General features: G+C 56.1%; 15 protein-coding genes. 14 read left to right on the top strand and 1 reads right to left on the bottom strand.

What is annotated here, in order from left to right:
- Positions 1-350: 350 nt before the first annotated feature.
- The 5 genes from dnaA to yidA all read left to right on the top strand — a co-directional run bounded on the left by dnaA (position 351) and on the right by yidA (position 7,388).
- Positions 351-1,748, top strand: coding sequence for a chromosomal replication initiator protein DnaA (gene dnaA, locus ACL2XP_RS26205; protein ID WP_413736352.1), 1,398 nt, complete (start codon positions 351-353; stop codon positions 1,746-1,748).
- Between the two features lie 3 nt (positions 1,749-1,751).
- A complete protein-coding gene (gene dnaN / locus ACL2XP_RS26200; protein ID WP_413736351.1) occupies positions 1,752-2,852 on the top strand; it encodes a DNA polymerase III subunit beta in 1,101 nt (366 codons plus the stop codon).
- A gap of 25 nt (positions 2,853-2,877) precedes the next feature.
- Positions 2,878-3,972 carry a DNA replication/repair protein RecF gene (gene recF, locus ACL2XP_RS26195; RefSeq protein ID WP_413736350.1) on the top strand — a complete coding sequence of 365 codons (1,095 nt, stop codon included), beginning with the start codon at positions 2,878-2,880 and terminating at the stop codon, positions 3,970-3,972.
- Between the two features lie 18 nt (positions 3,973-3,990).
- Positions 3,991-6,405 (top strand): DNA topoisomerase (ATP-hydrolyzing) subunit B, encoded by a 2,415-nt coding sequence (gene gyrB / locus ACL2XP_RS26190; protein ID WP_413736349.1) that lies wholly within the window; start codon positions 3,991-3,993, stop codon positions 6,403-6,405.
- Positions 6,406-6,572: 167 nt separating this feature from the next.
- Positions 6,573-7,388 (top strand): sugar-phosphatase, encoded by an 816-nt coding sequence (gene yidA / locus ACL2XP_RS26185; RefSeq protein ID WP_413736348.1) that lies wholly within the window; start codon positions 6,573-6,575, stop codon positions 7,386-7,388.
- Between the two features lie 77 nt (positions 7,389-7,465).
- Here the strand turns inward: yidA and uxuA are convergent, their stop codons facing one another.
- The gene (uxuA, locus tag ACL2XP_RS26180) at positions 7,466-8,650 is read right to left on the bottom strand and encodes a mannonate dehydratase (protein ID WP_413736347.1); all 1,185 of its coding nucleotides are present in this window, start codon (positions 8,648-8,650) and stop codon (positions 7,466-7,468) included.
- Between the two features lie 342 nt (positions 8,651-8,992).
- Between uxuA and ACL2XP_RS26175 the strand changes: the two genes are divergently transcribed.
- From ACL2XP_RS26175 to ACL2XP_RS26135, 9 genes are all read left to right on the top strand, one after another.
- The gene (locus ACL2XP_RS26175) at positions 8,993-9,685 is read left to right on the top strand and encodes a FadR/GntR family transcriptional regulator (RefSeq protein WP_413736346.1); all 693 of its coding nucleotides are present in this window, start codon (positions 8,993-8,995) and stop codon (positions 9,683-9,685) included.
- Positions 9,686-9,853: 168 nt separating this feature from the next.
- Complete coding sequence (locus ACL2XP_RS26170; RefSeq protein ID WP_413736345.1) at positions 9,854-10,552, top strand: FadR/GntR family transcriptional regulator; 699 nt, start codon at positions 9,854-9,856, stop codon at positions 10,550-10,552.
- Complete coding sequence (locus ACL2XP_RS26165) at positions 10,549-11,442, top strand: 2-dehydro-3-deoxygalactonokinase (protein ID WP_413736344.1); 894 nt, start codon at positions 10,549-10,551, stop codon at positions 11,440-11,442. Before ACL2XP_RS26170 ends, ACL2XP_RS26165 begins: the two co-directional genes overlap by 4 nt.
- A complete protein-coding gene (locus ACL2XP_RS26160; RefSeq protein WP_413736343.1) occupies positions 11,429-12,046 on the top strand; it encodes a 2-dehydro-3-deoxy-6-phosphogalactonate aldolase in 618 nt (205 codons plus the stop codon). Before ACL2XP_RS26165 ends, ACL2XP_RS26160 begins: the two co-directional genes overlap by 14 nt.
- Positions 12,047-12,273: 227 nt before the next feature.
- Positions 12,274-13,041, top strand: coding sequence for an SDR family oxidoreductase (locus ACL2XP_RS26155; RefSeq protein ID WP_413736342.1), 768 nt, complete (start codon positions 12,274-12,276; stop codon positions 13,039-13,041).
- Positions 13,042-13,276: 235 nt separating this feature from the next.
- Positions 13,277-14,425 (top strand): galactonate dehydratase, encoded by a 1,149-nt coding sequence (gene dgoD / locus ACL2XP_RS26150; RefSeq protein ID WP_413736341.1) that lies wholly within the window; start codon positions 13,277-13,279, stop codon positions 14,423-14,425.
- A 112-nt stretch (positions 14,426-14,537) separates the two neighbouring features.
- Complete coding sequence (locus ACL2XP_RS26145; protein WP_413736340.1) at positions 14,538-15,851, top strand: MFS transporter; 1,314 nt, start codon at positions 14,538-14,540, stop codon at positions 15,849-15,851.
- 40 nt (positions 15,852-15,891) lie between these two features.
- Positions 15,892-16,830, top strand: coding sequence for a 2-hydroxyacid dehydrogenase (locus ACL2XP_RS26140; RefSeq protein ID WP_413736339.1), 939 nt, complete (start codon positions 15,892-15,894; stop codon positions 16,828-16,830).
- Positions 16,831-17,226: 396 nt separating this feature from the next.
- Positions 17,227-18,816 carry an FGGY-family carbohydrate kinase gene (locus ACL2XP_RS26135; protein WP_413736338.1) on the top strand — a complete coding sequence of 530 codons (1,590 nt, stop codon included), beginning with the start codon at positions 17,227-17,229 and terminating at the stop codon, positions 18,814-18,816.
- The last annotated feature ends 26 nt before the right edge of the window (positions 18,817-18,842 follow it).

The following is an 18,842-nucleotide window of genomic DNA, read 5'->3' as shown; positions in this document are numbered from 1 at the left end:
TATTATTAGGATCGTCCGGCGCGGGGCAGTGGCTAAAAATCAGACTATGCTTAATTTTACTGATATAAGACTTACATTTTATCCAGCGGAAGGAGAATCAGTTACACTCTTTCCCGCCCTTAACAGCCTGTGGATAAAAAGGATCAAAACTGTGTAGAAGAGGAAGATCTCTGGCGTGCTTTGCGTTATGATCCGCAGTCCCTGATGGGATCCTCCTCGGGTTTCGTTGCGGTAAACCGTTAAAGGCGGTTCGCAGGTGGCTATCGCGGTTATCTGTGTCAAAAAGATGATCCTGAATCATACAGTTTTGTTTCTTTTCTTTTGTTGATCTTGTTCGATTGGAGTCCGCCGTGTCACTTTCGCTTTGGCAGCAATGTCTTGCCCGATTACAGGATGAGTTACCTGCCACAGAATTCAGTATGTGGATACGCCCTCTTCAGGCGGAACTGAGTGAAAACACTCTGGCGTTGTACGCCCCGAATCGTTTTGTGCTCGACTGGGTTCGCGATAAGTATCTTAATAATATCAATGGGTTGTTAAATGACTTTTGCGGCACGGATGCGCCGTTGCTGCGTTTTGAAGTCGGCAGCAAGCCGCCGTTGTCGGTGGTAGTGGCCCAGCAGCAGCAACCGGTCAGCCACCCCAGCGAGGCGCCGGTGCAGGCGGCCCGTCCCAGGCTCGCGCGGCCAAGCTGGGACAGTTCGCCGGTACAGCCTGAGCTGTCTTACCGATCGAACTTAAATCCGAAGCATAATTTTGACAACTTCGTGGAAGGTAAATCCAACCAATTGGCGCGCGCGGCGGCGCGCCAGGTGGCGGACAACCCCGGCGGCGCCTATAACCCGCTGTTTTTATACGGCGGCACCGGCCTGGGCAAAACGCATCTGCTGCAAGCGGTGGGCAATGGCATCATGGCGCGCAAGGCCAACGCCCGGGTGGTCTATATGCACTCCGAACGTTTTGTGCAGGATATGGTGAAAGCATTGCAGAATAACGCCATCGAGGAGTTCAAACGCTACTACCGCTCCGTGGATGCGCTGCTGATCGATGATATCCAGTTTTTTGCCAATAAAGAGCGTTCCCAGGAAGAATTTTTCCACACCTTTAACGCCCTGCTCGAAGGTAACCAGCAAATCATCCTGACCTCCGATCGTTATCCCAAGGAGATCAACGGGGTGGAGGATCGTTTGAAATCCCGCTTTGGCTGGGGCCTGACGGTGGCGATCGAGCCGCCGGAGCTGGAAACGCGCGTAGCGATCCTGATGAAGAAGGCCGACGAGAACGATATCCGCCTGCCGGGGGAAGTGGCTTTTTTTATTGCCAAGCGCCTGCGATCCAATGTGCGCGAACTGGAAGGCGCCCTTAACCGGGTGATCGCCAATGCCAACTTCACCGGCCGCGCCATTACCATTGATTTCGTGCGCGAAGCGCTGCGCGATTTGCTGGCCTTGCAGGAAAAGCTGGTTACCATCGATAATATCCAGAAAACCGTCGCGGAATATTATAAAATCAAGGTGGCCGACCTGTTGTCCAAGCGGCGTTCCCGGTCCGTAGCGCGCCCGCGCCAAATGGCGATGGCGTTATCGAAAGAGCTGACGAATCACAGCCTGCCGGAAATCGGCGACGCTTTCGGCGGGCGCGATCACACCACGGTGCTGCACGCGTGCCGCAAGATTGAGCAACTGCGTGAAGAGAGCCACGATATCAAAGAAGATTACTCCAACTTAATCAGAACATTATCTTCCTAACTTATGAAATTTATCGTTGAACGAGAGCATCTGCTTAAACCACTGCAACAGGTGAGCAGCCCCCTAGGCGGGCGTCCTACCCTACCGATCCTCGGTAACTTATTGTTACAGGTGGCGGAGGATAGCTTATTGTTGACCGGCACCGATCTGGAAATGGAGATGGTGGCGAAAGTTGCCCTGTCCCAGCCCCATGAGCCGGGCGCCACCACCGTGCCTGCGCGCAAATTTTTCGATATTTGCCGCGGTTTGCCCGACGGCGCCGAGATTACGGTCATTTTGGAGGGCGATCGCATGCTGATCCGCTCCGGGCGCAGCCGCTTTTCGCTGTCAACCCTGCCGGCGAGCGACTTTCCCAACCTGGACGACTGGCAAAGCGACGTGGAATTCATCCTGCCGCAGGCCACGCTGAAACGGCTGATTGAATCCACCCAGTTCTCCATGGCCCATCAGGACGTGCGTTATTATCTTAACGGCATGCTGTTCGAGACCGAAGGCGAGGAGCTGCGCACCGTGGCCACCGACGGCCACCGGCTGGCGGTGTGTTCCATGCCCGTGGGGCAAGCGCTGCCTTCCCATTCGGTGATCGTGCCGCGCAAAGGGGTAATGGAGCTGGTCCGGATGCTCGACGGCGGCGAAACGCCGTTGAAACTGCAAATCGGCACCAATAATATCCGCGCCAGCGTGGGTGATTATATCTTTACCTCCAAGCTGGTTGACGGCCGCTTCCCGGATTATCGCCGCGTATTGCCGAAGAACCCCGACAAAACCCTGGAAGCGGGCTGCGACGTGCTGAAACAGGCTTTTGCCCGCGCCGCCATTTTGTCCAATGAGAAGTTTCGCGGCGTACGGCTGTACCTCAGCACCGACCAGTTGAAAATCACCGCCAATAATCCCGAGCAGGAAGAAGCGGAAGAGATCCTGGACGTCAACTATCAGGGCACCGAAATGGAAATCGGCTTTAACGTCAGCTACGTGCTCGACGTGCTGAACGCCTTGAAAAGTGAAAATGTCCGTTTATTGCTTACCGATGGGGTTTCCAGCGTGCAGATCGAAGACTGCGCCAGCCAGGCGGCAGCGTATGTTGTTATGCCGATGCGTCTCTAGAGATGTGGTAAGGTAATGTGACTTAATGGCCTTATCCCGCCTGCTTATCCGTGATTTCCGTAATATCGAGTCCGCCGATCTCGCCCTGGCAGCCGATTTCAATTTTCTGGTCGGCGCCAACGGCAGCGGCAAAACCAGCGTATTGGAAGCCATTTACACTCTTGGTCACGGGCGGGCGTTCCGCAGTTTGCAGGTGGGGCGGGTTATTCGCCACGACCAGCCGGAATTCACCCTGCACGGGCGCATTGACGGCGTGGCCGAAGGCGACCGGCAAAGCTCGGTGGGGCTGAGCAAAAGCCGCCAGGGCGACAGCCGGGTGCGTATCGACGGCAGCGACGGCCATAAGGTCGCCGAACTGGCCCAGTTGCTGCCCATGCAGCTGATTACCCCTGAAGGTTTTACGCTGCTCAACGGGGGGCCGAAATACCGTCGCGCCTTTATGGATTGGGGGTGTTTTCACCACGAACCGGGTTTTTTCAACGCCTGGAGCAACCTTAAACGCTTGCTTAAGCAGCGCAACGCGGCCCTGCGCCAGGTCAGCCGTTACGCGCAGCTGCGCGCCTGGGACCAGGAACTGATTCCCCTGGCGGGGCTGATCAGCCGGTGGCGCGCCGAGTACAGCGAGGCCATAGCGGTGGATATTACCGCCACCTGCGCCCAGTTTTTACCCGAGTTCCGCCTGGAGTTCAGTTTTCAGCGCGGATGGGATCGCGAAAGCGACTACGGCGAGCTTCTGGAGCGTCAGTTTGAGCGCGATCGGGCGTTGACCTATACTGCATCTGGCCCGCACAAGGCGGATTTTCGCATCCGCGCCGAAGGCATTCCGGTGGAGGATATCCTCTCTCGCGGCCAGCTGAAATTATTGATGTGCGCCCTGCGCCTGGCGCAGGGTGAGTTTCTTACCCGCCAGAGCGGGCGGCGGTGTCTCTACCTCATAGATGACTTCGCATCCGAGCTGGATACCGGCCGGCGCCGGTTGCTGGCGGAGCGCCTGAAAGCCACCCGGGCCCAGGTGTTTGTCAGCGCGCTGAGCGCTGAACAAATCCGTGATATTACGGACGAAAAGGGCAGGATGTTCCAAGTGGAACAGGGTAAAATAAGTATTCAATCCGAAGTTTAAAATGAGCGAGAAACGTTGATGTCGAATTCTTATGACTCCTCAAGTATCAAAGTACTCAAAGGACTGGACGCGGTGCGCAAACGCCCAGGGATGTACATCGGTGATACGGATGACGGCACCGGTCTGCACCATATGGTATTCGAGGTTGTAGATAACTCTATTGACGAAGCACTCGCTGGCCATTGTAAAGAAATCGTGGTGATCATCCACGAAGATAACTCCGTATCGGTACAGGATGACGGCCGCGGCATTCCCACCGGCATCCATGAAGAAGAAGGCGTTTCCGCCGCGGAAGTCATCATGACGGTGCTGCACGCCGGCGGCAAGTTTGATGACAACTCCTACAAAGTGTCCGGCGGCCTGCATGGCGTGGGCATTTCCGTGGTAAACGCCCTGTCGGAAAAGCTGGAGCTGGTGGTCAGGCGCGAAGGCAAAGTGCATGAACAAACCTATAAAGGCGGTATTCCCCAGTCCCCGCTGGCGGTGGTTGGCGATACCGAGCTGACCGGCACTACCGTGCGTTTCTGGCCGAGCCTGGCGACGTTCACCAACAATACCGAATTTCAATATGAAATTCTGGCCAAGCGGCTGCGTGAACTGTCATTCCTTAACTCCGGCGTGTCCATCCGCCTGATAGATAAGCGTAATGATAAAGAAGATCACTTCCACTACCAGGGCGGCATCAAAGCCTTTGTGGAATATCTGAGTAAAAACAAAAACCCGATCCATCCCAATGTCTTCTATTTTTCCACGGAAAAAGACGGTATCGGCGTGGAAATCGCGCTGCAATGGAATGATGGTTTCCAGGAAAATATCTACTGCTTTACCAATAATATCCCGCAGCGCGACGGCGGTACGCATCTGGTCGGTTTTCGCGCCTCGATGACCCGCACCCTGAACTCGTATATGGAAAAAGAAGGCTATAGTAAAAAAGCGAAGGTCAGCGCCACCGGTGACGACGCCCGCGAAGGCCTGATTGCCGTGGTGTCGGTGAAAGTGCCCGATCCGAAGTTTTCTTCGCAAACCAAAGACAAACTGGTGTCTTCCGAAGTAAAAACCGCCGTCGAGACGCAAATGAACGAGCGCCTGGTGGCCTATTTGCTGGAAAACCCCGCCGATGCCAAAATCGTGGTCGGCAAGATTATCGATGCCGCCCGCGCCCGTGAAGCGGCCCGCAAGGCCCGCGACATGACCCGCCGCAAAGGCGCGCTTGATTTGGCCGGCCTGCCGGGCAAGCTGGCCGACTGCCAGGAGCGCGATCCGGCCTTGTCCGAACTCTATCTGGTGGAAGGGGACTCCGCCGGCGGTTCGGCCAAGCAGGGGCGCAACCGTAAAAATCAGGCGATACTGCCGTTGAAAGGGAAAATCCTCAACGTCGAGAAAGCGCGTTTTGATAAAATGCTCTCTTCGCAGGAAGTGGCCACGCTGATTACCGCGCTGGGCTGCGGCATCGGCCGGGATGAATACAATCCTGAAAAGCTGCGCTACCACAACATCATCATCATGACCGATGCCGACGTCGATGGCGCCCATATACGCACCCTGCTGTTGACGTTTTTCTATCGCCAGATGCCGGAAATCATCGAACGGGGCCACGTGTTTATTGCCCAGCCGCCGTTGTATAAAGTGAAAAAAGGCAAGCAAGAGCAGTACATCAAGGACGATGAGGCGATGGACCAGTACCAGATTTCCCTGGCGATGGACGGCGCGGCCCTGCATATCAATGAACATGCGCCGGCACTTGCCGGTGCGCCGCTGGAAAGCCTGGTTGCCGAACATTATGCGGTGCAGAAAATGATCGGCCGCATGGAGCGCCGCTATCCGCGTGCGTTGCTTAACCACCTGATTTACCAGCCTTCGCTTACCGAAGCGGATCTGGCTAACCAGGAGCATGTGAAAACGTGGATTGGCGCATTGGTTGGGGAACTCAATCAAAACGAGAAGCATGGCAGCAGCTACAGCTTTGAAGTCCGCGAGAACCGCGAGCGCCAACTGTTCGAGGCGGTATTGCGCATCCGTACCCACGGCGTGGATACCGACTACGTGCTGGACTTTGAGTTTTTCCACGGTGGCGAATATCGTAAACTTTGTACGCTGGGCGAAAAGTTGCGCGGGCTGGTGGAAGAAGATGCCTATGTTGAACGCGGCGAACGCCGCCTGGCGGTAACCACGTTCGAGCAGGCTTTGGACTGGCTGGTGAAGGAATCCCGCCGCGGCCTGGCCATCCAGCGTTACAAAGGGTTGGGTGAAATGAACCCGGAACAGCTGTGGGAAACCACTATGGACCCGGAAAGCCGCCGTATGCTGCGCGTTACGGTTAAAGACGCCATTGCCGCCGATCTGCTGTTTACCACGCTGATGGGCGACGCGGTGGAACCACGGCGCGCCTTTATCGAAGAAAACGCCCTGAAAGCGGCGAATATCGATATTTAATCGCATTGTTCGTTGTTAAATCTGCAAGGCAGCGGCGATCGCTGCCTTTTTTTATGAACTCACTTTCGCCCGGCGATTTGCGTTATTATTAAGCGGGCCGGCAGGCTTAGCCAAGAGGCGGCATAGCGTTGGCCTCGGTCATTGCGGCTCACAGTAAAGAGGATCTGATGGCAATAAAACTGATTGCAATAGATATGGATGGGACGCTGTTAAACCACAAACATGAGATAACGCCCGCTGTCAAACAGGCCATAGGCGCCGCCCGCGAAAAAGGGGTGTATGTGGTGCTGGCCACCGGCCGGCCGTATATCGGCATCGAGCGCTATCTGCTGGAGCTGGATCTCCACGAAGAAGGGCAGTATTGCATTACTAACAACGGCGCGCTGGTTCAGCGGGCGGTCAATGGCGATACGGTTTCCGAATCGACGTTGGATTTTGATGACTATCTTTATCTGGAAGCGTTGTCGCGGCAGTTGAACGTGCATTTCCACGCGCTGGATTTCCATACCCTCTATACCGCCAATCGCGATATCAGCCGTTATACGGTTTATGAGGCCTATCTTACCGGCATGCCGTTTAAGTTCCGCCGGGTAGATGAAATGGATACCGCCTTGCGCTTTCCAAAAGTGATGATGATCGACGAGCCCGAAATATTGGATCGGGCGATAAGCCTAATGCCGCCGGAAGCATTTGAGCGTTACACCATTATGAAAAGCGCCGAATATTACCTGGAGTTGCTGAGCAAGCAGGCCAACAAAGGCGAGGGCGTTAAAGCGCTGGCGCAGCATTTGAACCTGACGGCGGATCAGGTCATGACCATTGGCGATCAGGCCAATGACCTGGCGATGATCAAGTACGCCGGTACCGGCGTCGCCATGGGCAACGCCATTGACGAAATCAAGGCGGCCAGCCAGTTCGTCACCAAGACCAATATGGAAGACGGCGTCGCGGTGGCTATCCAGAAGCTGGTGCTGGACGTATAGCGGGTTCTCATCGCCGGCAAAAACGCCCGCTCCCCTGGGGAAACGGGCATAGCCGATAACGGGGGCGGCATACCGCGCTAGTCGTTAAAGAAGGTCTGCTTTATTGCCCGCTCGACGCCGCGCACTTCGGCCAGCCCCCTGAGGCGCCCGATGGCGGAGTAGCCGGGATTGGTCTTTTTCTTCAGATCATCAAGCATTTGATGGCCGTGATCCGGACGCATGGGAATGGCGCGGGTAATGCCCTGTTTGCTGCGCCGGTGCTCTTCGGCCAAAATCGCTTTGACCACGCTCACCATGTCGACGTCGCCGTCGAGATGATCCGCCTCATGGAAGCTTTTTGGATTTTCTTCGCGGCTGGTGGCGCGCAGATGGGCGAAGTGAATGCGATCGGCAAAGGTTTCGGTCATTTTCACCAAATCATTATCGGCGCGCACGCCGTAAGAGCCGGTGCACATGCAAAAACCGTTATTGATGCTGTCGACGGTCTCTTTTAACCACTGCATATCTTCAATGGTGGAAACGATGCGCGGCAGGCCGAGAATCGGCCGCGGCGGATCGTCCGGATGAACCGCCATCACGATACCCGCTTCCTGGGCCACCGGCACGATGGCTTTCAAAAATTCGGCCATATGCTCGCGCAGTTTAGCTTTATCGATACCGTCATATTGCGCCAGCTGCACCAGGAACTGCTCCAGGGTATAGCCTTCTTCGGCGCCGGGCAGGCCGGCGATGATATTGGCGGTCAGGCGGTCGATTCGCTCCTGGCTCATGGCGGCGAAATAGTCCGCCGCCTGCTGTTGTTCCTGGCTATCATAATCGTCGGTGGCGCCGGGGCGCTTGAGGATGTGCAGCTCAAAAGCGGCAAACGCGATATGATCAAAACGCAGCGCCCGCGAGCCGTCGGGCATCGGATATTCCAGATCGGTACGGGTCCAGTCCAGGATCGGCATGAAGTTATAGCAGACCGTATCGATGCCGCAGGCGCCCAGGTTGCGCAGCGATTGCTGATAATTGGCGATATGCCGGCGGTAGTCGCCGGTCTGGGTTTTAATCGATTCATGCACCGGCACGCTCTCGACCACCGACCATACCAACCCTTTTTCCGCCAGGATGGCCTGGCGTTTTTTAATCTCTTCCACGGTCCAGACTTCGCCGTTGGGGATATGGTGCAGAGCCGTAACGATACCGGTCGCGCCGGCCTGTCGGGCGTCGTCCAGCGACACCGGGTCATTAGGGCCGTACCAGCGCCATGTATGTTCCATAATTCACTCCTTACTGATTAGCGGTGCGTAACGGGGCCAGGCCACAGGAAGGTTACGCGGTTACCGGTTGTTCCAGCGGATCTTACACGATAAAAAAAGGGATTGTGTCCCGGCAATGAGGGCGATCATACAGGAAAACATCATTGGTCAGGTGGCCTGACCACACAATGAAGTAACTATTCCCGATCGGTCATTGGTTTTCTGTGATGCATGTCTCATTTACAGGGTAAAGCCCGCGTATTGCCCGGTGATTAAATTTTTTTGCCATTCCGGCCGCTGTGTTAAGCTGCGAAGCAATTAACCATGATGATATGCGGCGCAGGGTCTTGCGCTGGAGGGGATATGGAGCTACCTACATTAAAAGTTGAACGCCTGTATCGGCAAATCTCTAATCTCCTGATTAATTGCATTAATAGCGGCCAATTTTCGCCGGGCGAAATGATTCCGTCCGAGCGGGAATTGGCCAAGCAGCTCGGGGTCAGCCGGTCATCCATCCGCGAGGCCCTGATTGCCCTGGAGATTACCGGCTGGGTGGAAATCCGCACCGGCAACGGCGTTTACGTTACCGATCCCCTGCCGCAAAGCGCCCAAAGCCAAAGCGAAGATGAATTCAGCCTGGAATCGTTAATTAAAGCGCGGCAGATTTTCGAATCGGCCATGGCCGGCCTGGCGGCGCAAAATGGTACCGACGCACAGCGCGCCGAGCTGGGTGAAATTACCCACGCTTTAACTCAATTGCATGTTAATGACGAGAAATTCCTGCGCGAAGACAAGCGTTTTCACCTGCTGATCGGCGAAATGACCGGCAACGACGTGCTGCGCGATATGATGGAATATTTGTGGAACAAGCGTAAAAGCTCCAGGTTTGTCCGTCTGGAAAGCCACTATGCCAATAATGATTTCCCTCTCTCCCTGAACCGGGATCATGATGATATCGCCAGGGCGATCATCGCACGCGATGCCCCGGCCGCCCGTAAATATATGGAGCTGCATCTCCAGCACGTCTACGAACGCCTGTTCGACGGCGCCAAGTAACCGCCTGCCCAAAATGTGATCCAGATTGTAGTACAATAAATATTAATGGTGCTACAATTGCCTCAAGGTTACTACCGCTTTGCGTGAAATTGTGCAGCAAGTGCCGCGACAGAAAAGCATAAAATGATAAAGTGACAGTAATTTTTTATTCACTTTATTGGAGTCCTTATGGACCGTCAGGCCTTGAGCAAAACCGATCGCATCATTCATGAGATGGGTCAGCAAATTATCAGCGGTAAATATATCCCCGGTACCGGATTACCCTCCGAAGCGGAATTGTGCGAGGAGTTTGAAACCTCGCGCAATATTATCCGCGAGGTGCTGCGCGCGCTGATGGCCAAAAGCCTGATTGAAATTATCCGCTATCGCGGCGCCTTCGTCAGCGCACGCAACAAATGGAACTATCTGGATACCGACGTCTTGCAGTGGGTATTGGCCATGGATTACGACCCGCGCCTGATCGCCTCGCTCACCGAGGTGCGCCATCTGGTGGAACCCACCATCGCGCGCTGGGCGGCGGAGCGCGCCACCTCCGGCGAACTGGCGGTGATTGAAACCGCGCTTAACGCGATGATCGCCAACCATAACGATCGCGACGCCTTTAATGAAGCGGATATTCGCTTCCACCAGGCGGTGCTGAGCGCGGTGCACAACCCGGTGCTGCAACAGTTGGGGGTTGCCATAAGCTCATTGCAGCGCGCGGTGTTTGAACGCACCTATATGGCGGACGAGGGCAATATGCCCCGTACCCTGCAGGAGCACCAGAATTTATATGACGCCATCAGGCATCAGGATAGCGATGCGGCGGAGCAGGCGGCGATCACCATGATTGCCAGCTCGACGAAACGGTTGAAGGACATTACATGAGCAAAAGTTATATCGCCATCGATTGGGGTTCGACGAATTTACGCGCCTGGCTGTATCTCAATGGCGAACTGGCGGATACGCAGTGTTCCGAGGCGGGCGTGACGCGTCTGGGCGGCCGGACGGCGCAGCAGGTATTCCTGGATGTGGTGGCGCCCTGGCGGCGACATGAGGTGCCGGTGATCATGGCCGGCATGGTCGGCAGCAATGCGGGCTGGGTTTCGGTGCCTTACCTTCCTTGCCCGACGCGCTTGACCGATTTGGCCGGCAGCCTTACCCGCGTGGAGCAGGCGGCGCCGCTGGCGGCCTGGATTATTCCCGGGATCAGTATTACCAGCGCTGATAATAATAACGTGATGCGCGGCGAAGAGACGCAGTTGCTGGGCGCCTATCGCACCCATCCCGCGCCGCTGTTCCTGATGCCAGGCACGCACTGTAAATGGGTCAGGATCGCCGATGGCGTTATTGATGATTTTCGCACCATCATGACCGGCGAGCTACATCATTTGTTGATCAAACAGTCGCTAATCGGGGTTGGCCTGACGGAGCAACAGCCGAACCCGGCCGTGTTCCAGCAAGGTCTGGCGCAGGGATTTGCCGAAAGCCATATCCTGCGCTGCCTATTTGAAACCCGTGCCGCCCATGTCCTGGGCCAATTGGATAAAAGCGCGGTGAGCGAGTGGCTCTCCGGCTTGTTAATCGGTAATGAAGTGGCGCAAATGCAGCGCGGCTGGAATATATGCGGCGGAGAAACCATCACCATCATCGGCAATCCGACGCTTGCGGCCCGCTATCAACAGGCACTGAAATATGCCGGACTTAACTATCGGTTGCTGGATGGCGACGCGTCATTCCAGGCCGGTATAAGGAGTATTGTTAATGAACTGGAATGATAGATTACCCCTGATCGCCATCCTGCGCGGTATTACCCCGGACGAAGTGCTGGACCATGTGGAGGTGCTGCTGGCCGCCGGCTTTGACGCGGTGGAAATTCCGCTGAACTCGCCGAACTGGCGGGAAAGCATTGGTAAAACGGTGCAGGCCTATGGTTCCCGGGCGCTGATCGGCGGCGGCACGGTGCTTAAACCGGAACGGGTGGATGAACTGGCGGCGCTGGGCGGTAAACTGGTGGTTACGCCAAATATTCAACCCGAAGTGATCCGCCGGGCCGTGAGCCTGGGCATGACGGTTTGCCCCGGCTGCGCCACCGCCACCGAAGCTTTTACCGCCCTTGACGCAGGCGCCCAGGCGTTGAAGATATTTCCTTCCGTCTCCTTCGGCCCCGATTATATCAAGGCGCTAAAAGCGGTATTGCCGCCGGAAGTGCCCGTGTTCGCCGTCGGCGGCATCACTCCGGAAAACCTTCATCTGTATCTTAAAGCCGGGTGTATCGGCGCTGGTTTGGGCGGCGATTTGTACCGTGCCGGCCAGGATGTCGGCCGTACGGCCCGGCAGGCCGCCGCCTTTGTACAAGCATATAAGAGCGCCGTACTGTAAAAGCGCGAACGTAAAAATCCGCCCGCCGCAATCACGCCACCCGCGGCGTATAGCGCCTATATCCGCCTCGCGGCCGGGCCATGCGCCAGCAAATAATTGATACGTCCGCCGTGAATGTCTATTCTGCTGATATAACCCCTGCCCGGGTTCGATCCGGGCCGGTGTCAATGTCCGGCGGCAGGCACGCCCCCGCTATTTATTTCGCGCAATCAGAAGGGGAAACAGGTATGGCAGGCTTATTTGATCTAAGCGGACGCACCGCGCTGGTCACCGGTTCAGCCCGGGGGCTCGGATTTTCCTATGCCAAGGGTCTGGCCGCGGCGGGGGCCGCGGTTATTCTCAACGGTATGCATGAAGATAACCTGATGGCCGCGGTGGATAAACTGAGCGCGTTGGGGTATGACGTGCGCGGCATGGCGTTTGACGTCGCCAATGCGCAGCAGGTGGCCGGCGTGTTTGAGCGCCTGGATAGCGAAGGCGAGCATGTGGATATCTTGATTAATAACGCCGGCATCCAGCACCGCCAGCCCCTGCTGGATTTGCCGCTGGCGGATTGGCAGCGGGTAATAGATACCAATTTGACCAGCGCGTTTATTGTCTCCCGTGAAGCGGCCTCCCGCATGGTAGCCAACGGCGCCGGGGGCAAAATTATCAATATCTGCTCGCTGACCAGCGAAGCCGCGCGGGCCACCGTCGGCGCCTATACGGCGGCCAAAGGCGGTATCAAGATGCTGACCCGCGCCATGGCGGCGGAATGGGCCGGGCATAATATCCAGGTCAACGGCATCGGGCCGGGCTATTTCCTTACCGAAATGACCACCGCACTGGTGGAAAATAAGGAATTTGATGCCTGGGTTAAAAACAGCAATCCATCCGGACGCTGGGGCAAACCCGATGAGTTGATCGGCACCGCCGTTTATCTGGCGTCGCCGGCATCCGATTATGTCAGCGGCCAAATTATATACGTCGACGGCGGCTGGCTGTCGGTGCTATAAGCCGGTTTTATCGACCGGTGCGCCCCATCCGGTGCGCCGCGCTTACCCCCGCGTTACGTTGATTATTCTTCTGGCCGGCCGCCCTGATGGGCGGCTTTTTTATGCGTTTTTGCCAGGGGATTGCGGCCGATTATCGCACGCAGAGGGATTGTCGAAAGTGTGATCCAGATTGTAGTACAATATTAAAATGTGGTGCTACAATCCTCGGTATATTAACGCTGAAGGACTAATGCTTATGAAAGTCACTAAACTCACCACCTACCGGTTGCCGCCGCGCTGGATGTTCCTGAAAATCGAAACGGATGAAGGCATAGTCGGCTGGGGCGAGCCGGTCATCGAAGGACGCGCCAAAAGCGTGGAAGCGGCGGTGCATGAGCTGGCCGATTATGTTATAGGCCAGGACCCGGCCCGGATCAATGATATCTGGCAAACGATGTATCGCGCGGGTTTTTACCGCGGCGGGCCGATTTTAATGAGCGCTATCGCCGGTATCGATCAGGCGCTGTGGGATATTAAAGGCAAAGCGCTGGGCGTGCCGGTTTATCAACTGCTGGGCGGTCTGGTGCGCGACCGTATCAAAGCCTATAGCTGGGTGGGCGGCGACCGGCCCTCTGATGTGATCGCCGGCATGAAAAAGCTGACTGAAATCGGTTTTGATACTTTTAAGCTCAACGGCTGCGAAGAGATGGGGCTGCTGGATAATTCCCGCAAAGTGGACGCGGCGGTGGCGGTGGCGGCGCAAGTACGCGAGGCCATGGGCAACGATATCGAGTTTGGTCTGGATTTCCACGGCCGGGTCAATGCGCCGATGGCCAAACTGCTGATTAAAGAGCTGGAACCCTACCGTCCGCTGTTTATCGAAGAGCCGGTACTGGCGGAGCAGGCGGAGTATTACCCGCGCCTGGCGGCGCAAACGTCGATTCCTATCGCCGCGGGCGAACGGATGTTCTCGCGTTTTGAGTTCAAACGGATATTGGCGGCCGGCGGCCTGGCCATCGCCCAGCCGGATTTGTCCCATGCGGGCGGGATTACCGAATGCCTGAAAATCGCCTCCATGGCGGAAGCTTATGATGTGACGCTGGCGCCTCATTGCCCGCTGGGCCCCATCGCCCTGGCGTCCTGCCTGGCGGTGGATTTCGTTTCCTATAACGCGGTGTTGCAGGAACAAAGCATGGGCATCCATTATAACCAGGGCGCCGAATTGCTGGATTATGTGATTAATAAAGACGATTTCAAAATGACCGACGGGTATTTCTATCCGCTGAATAAACCCGGGCTGGGCGTGGAAATCAATGAACAACTGGTGATTGAGCGCAGTAAAAATGCCGGGGAGTGGCGCAATCCCGTGTGGCGCTATCCCGACGGCGCGGTGGCGGAATGGTAATCTGCCGCCTCGGCTGAAATGATAGAGCTATATTAACCAGTACCATCCCACGATATCCTGCCACGCTTTATATTGTCCATGCGGCAATAGGGCGTGGCCTATAGGTGATGATATGAATATTGATTTAAGCACGTCCACGCTGGCTAAGCTGAATTTAAAAATAATACCCTTTATTATAATATGTTATTTTATTTCCAATCTTGATAAGACCAATATCTCGGTAGCGGCTTTGCAAATGAATGCCGACCTGGGGTTAACCACCAGTATGTATGGCCTGGGCGTAGGGATGTTTTATATTTCCTATATTTTATTTGAAGTTCCCAGCAATATCATCATGACCAAGGTGGGCGCCAAATTATGGATTGCGCGCATTATGATAACCTGGGGTTTGGTCAGCACCGGTATGGGTTTTGTCCATACCCCGACCCAGCTTTACGTGATGCGTTTTCTGCTGGGGATGGCGGAAGCGGGTTTTGCGCCCGGTATTATTTACTATATTTCCTGCTGGTTTCCGAAAAGTAACCGCGCCCGGGCCATGTCATTTTTCTATATGGGATCGGTATTGGCATCCATTATCGGCCTGCCTATCTCCGGCAGCCTTTTGAGTTTGCACGGTATCGGCGGTATCGAGGGCTGGCGCTGGCTGTTTTTTATCGAAGGGTTGCCGGCCGTGGTTATGGGAATAATGGTGCTGTTTTATCTTTCCGATACGCCGGATAAAGCCAAGTGGCTGAGCAGTGAAGAGAAAGGCTGGTTAAAAGCCACCCTGGCGGCGGATAACGCCGGCGCGGAGCTGGGTAAAAACCACTCCTGGGGCAGCGCGCTGACCAATAAAGTGGTGTGGTTGCTAAGCCTGGTATGGTTCCTTCAGGCTTTCTGCTCCATTGGCATTACGTTATTTTTGCCGCTTATCCTGAAAAGCATGGTGGCGGATAAGAGTAATTTTGTTATCAGCCTGCTGGCGGCGGTGCCTTTTGTTTTTGCCTGCCTGTTTATGTATCTCAATGGACGCCATTCCGATAAGACCAAAGAGCGTGCCCTGCATTTAGGCGTGCCGCTGATTATCTCGGGGGTTTTGCTGGCAATATCGATTTATACGTCCAATTTGTGGCTGGCCTATATTTTACTGGTACTGACCGTCGGCTTTAATTTTGCCTTGACGCCGATTTTCTGGGCGGTAACCACCGAGAAACTGACCGGCGTGGCGGCGGCGGCCTCCATTGCTTTTATCAATGCCATCGCTAATTTCGCCGGCTTGGGATTACCGCCGCTGCTGGGCAAAATCAAGGATATGACCAATAGTTACCATTATGGATTATTGATTATCGCCGTCGCGCTGATTATTGGCGGTATCGTGGGGATTTTTGTCGGCAGGACTAAAGCGGCGGCGGTTAAAAACGGCGTGGTTGCGCCGCTGTCCCGCTAGTTTCAGGTTAAAAATCAGATAAAGAGATCAGGTGAAGAATATGACATATCCCGTAATCAAAGCAGCCATGTTACCCGATGCGTTGACGCAGCGGCTCGAACAGCAGTTTCAGATGACCGACTATGAGCTGCTTTCCGAGCCGGAACGGCTGCGGCAGGCCGCGGAAGCCCGGGTGCTGGTAGTGAATGGGGAATCGGTGGTCACGGAAGAATTTATCGACCGGTTTCCAAAATTGGCGCTGATTGCCGATTTCGGCGTCGGCTACGATGGTATCGACGTGGCGGCCGCCCAGCGCCGCGGGATCGCGGTGTGCAATACGCCTGATGTGTTGACCGAGGATGTGGCGGATATGGCGATGGGATTGCTGCTGGCGACATCGCGGCAAATCGTCGGGGCGCAGCGTTTTATCGAGCAGGGCGGCTGGGCGCGCGGGGGTTATCCCTGGACCAAAAAAGTATCGGGCAGCCGGCTGGGCATAATCGGCATGGGGCGTATCGGCCATGCCATAGCCAAGCGCGCCGCGGCTTTTGATATGACCATTGCCTATAACGATTATCGGCAGTTGCCCGACGGCCCATGGCAATTTTATCCGTCGCTGGTCGAACTGGCCGCGGCGAGTGATTTTCTGGTGGTATGCGTGAACGGCGGCGAGAAAACCCGATCGCTGGTGAACGCCGAGGTGATGGCCGCCCTGGGCGCGGAAGGGATATTGATTAATATTGCCCGCGGCACGGTGGTGGACGAGGCGGATTTGGTTCATGCCGTGGAGCAGGGGATTATCGGCGGCGCCGGGCTGGATGTGTTCAGCGTTGAGCCGAAGGTGCCAGCGGCCTTATTTAACCGGCCTAATGTGGTGATTACGCCGCATATGTCCAGCGCTACGCACGCGACCCGGCGGGCGATGTCCGATTTAGTGTTCGAGAATATCGCGGCGTTTGTGGCGGGCAAGCCGCTGCTGACGCCGGTGGCGCCCTACTAGCCTATCGATTCTCCGCTGCCCTGCGTCCGTGGTTTAAACGTTCGGGGCAACGGGTGAAAATGGGTGCCGATGAAGGCTCATTCCAGGCGGGCCGCATTCAATTTGCTGGATAATACCCTCCGCTTACGGGTGTCTGTCTTCACCGGCGTTACATGGCCGACGCTCTTCTTATCGTTTTATAGCCTGCTTTCCAAACCCTGATAACCGCCACGCATTGTCGTGGCGTCCTGTGTTCCTGGTTTTTTGATCTCAATAGGTTGCCTGTCGTAGGGCCATTGATTTAACACGCGTTTTATGTAGCGAGACGATCGAGCTCACAGTTCACATCGAAATAGTTTGTCACGCGTATTCGCTTTGTTTAAATTGCTAACTCGACGTAGCAATTGCGAGGCACTCATGACGGACCAATGTTTCATCGGTGTAGACGTGGGCTCCGCCAGTGTGCGGGCAGGGGTCTTTGACCGGCAGGGCGCCCGGCTGGCCTTTGCAGTGCGGCCTATCAGCCAATTTCATCCCAGGGCGGGCGTGGTTGAGCAATCGTCCCGGGAAATCTGGTCCCAGGCGTGCCAGGCAATAAAAGAAGCGCTGCAAACGTCCGGTATCGCTGCGCAGTCAGTAGTCTCCATTGGTTTTGACGCCACCTGTTCACTGGTGGTGGTGGGCAATGACGGACGGGGTATTTCGGTCGCGGAACAGGGCGAAGAAGAACGCGACATCATTATGTGGATGGATCATCGGGCCGTCGATGAAGCCCGCGATATCAACGCCACTGGCGATGCGGCGCTGCGCTATGTGGGCGGCGAAGTCAGCGTTGAAATGGAGTTGCCGAAAGCGCTGTGGTTAAAACGCCACTTCCCGGATCGCTACCGGCGGGCCTGGCGGCTGTTTGATTTGGCGGATTTCCTGGTATGGCGCGCTACCGGCGCTGACGTTGCCAGTAGTTGTACGCTGACCTGCAAATGGAACTATCTGGCTCATGAAAAAAGATTCAGCCAGCCGCTATTAAAAGCAGTGTGTTTAGATGATTTGCTGGGAAAAATACCGGCGACGATCCTTGAACTGGGACAGCCCGCCGGTTGTTTAAGCGCCGAAGCGGCAGAGCAGTGCGGATTGACAACCGCCGTCACGGTAGCGGGTGGCATCATCGATGCTCACGCCGGCGGCCTGGCGTTGGTGGGAACGCAGCCGGAAGGTGCTCTGGCCATCATTAGCGGCACGTCTAACTGCCATATGCTGGTCAATCGCCGCGAAATTCCGGTCCCCGGTGTCTGGGGGCCGTACTGGGGGGCAATGTTGCCGGGCTGGTGGTTGAGCGAGGGAGGACAAAGTGCCGCCGGTGCATTGGTCGAGTGGACGCTTCAACAGCACGGCGCCTGGCCGCTGCTGCAACAGCAGGCCGCCGAGCAAGGGTGTAACGAATATCAGTTGCTCAACCGGTGGGTGGCCGATCTGGAACGGCGCGATCCCTTGCCTACCCGGCATTTGCATGTGTTGGCCGATCACTATGGCAACCGTTCACCCAGAGCGAACCCCCAAGCTCGCGGCGCGGTGATGGGATTGACCCTTGAAACCGGCCCGGACGCGCTAGCGCGCCTTTACCTGGCCACGCTTCAGGCCATCGCTTACGGTACGCGCCATATTATCGGGGCCATGAACCAGGCCGGTCATCATATTACCCGGCTGTTGATCTGCGGCGGCGCGACCAAAAACCCCTTGTGGCTACGTGAGTACGCCAACGTTACCGGTTGCAATATCGAATTGGCGTCCCAGGACGATACCGTCACGCTGGGCGCGGCCTTGCTGGGTGCGGTAGCCGCCGGCGCCTATGCCAACCTGAGCGAGGCGGCCCAGGCGCTGGTGCGGCCAGGGGAGACGATCCATGCCGATAGCCGTTACGCGGCGTTTCACCAGGCAAAGTATCAGGTGTATCTGCGGCTGTACGACGATATGCAACAGGCTGAAAATGTGATGCGCCAGTGGCGCTGAGACGTATTACCCACCAGGAGCTAACT

Source organism: Sodalis sp. RH21 (genome assembly GCF_047324175.1).
Taxonomy (GTDB): domain Bacteria; phylum Pseudomonadota; class Gammaproteobacteria; order Enterobacterales; family Enterobacteriaceae; genus Acerihabitans.
The sequence above is the reverse complement of the archived record's forward strand: the minus strand, read 5'-3'. Positions and strand labels throughout refer to the sequence as shown.